Annotated in this window: 1 protein-coding gene; it reads right to left on the reverse strand. The window is 33.6% G+C overall.

The window, feature by feature from the left end:
- Positions 1–93: 93 nt before the first annotated feature.
- A partial coding sequence (locus R0J88_RS18705) for a hypothetical protein (RefSeq protein WP_410900688.1) occupies positions 94–611 on the reverse strand: 518 nt, incomplete at its 5' end.

Consider the following 611-nt stretch of genomic DNA (forward strand, 5'->3'; position numbering starts at 1 on the left):
CATAACGCCCACTTAAGCGGACAAAAATGGTTGGCTATAATGTGGAGCGAAGCGGAACGTAGCCAACTGTTTTTGTTCCGTTTAAAGTGCTTGTTATGTTTTACATTTATACAATACTTGTGTCTTTATTTCTTTACTTTGTAATCTACCCACCCAGTTATTAAATCGACCACCGTAAACTGATTTTGAATAATATTCAAAGCTCGATTTTTCTATAAAGTTTTTATCTGAAAACTGATGGGAAATTATTGTCTGATCTCCAGGAAATAGCTCCACTAATTTTAAGTTCTCTTTTGGTGGAACAATTACAGCTCCACTCCGACTACTCTCACTATAATGCAGGACTCTTTGCGTGCTATTTGGTTCTGGAACCAAAGCAACAGTATCTATTTTTGTAAGTAAAGTAATCTTACTTTTGCTAATATTTTTTATTATTAACTCAATCCCATAACGGTACTTGAAAGGATCATTAATAGCGTCTTTCTTTTTATCTATACACCCCATTTGTGCATCTACAATTGATAAGTCATCTGCAAATACAGAAAATGAAAGACACAAAGTAAGCATCAAAACACTTTTCATAACAATTACACCTTCAAGTAAAACATAAC

It is taken from the genome of Pseudoalteromonas sp. SIMBA_162, assembly GCF_046535955.1.
Lineage (GTDB): Bacteria > Pseudomonadota > Gammaproteobacteria > Enterobacterales > Alteromonadaceae > Pseudoalteromonas > Pseudoalteromonas marina.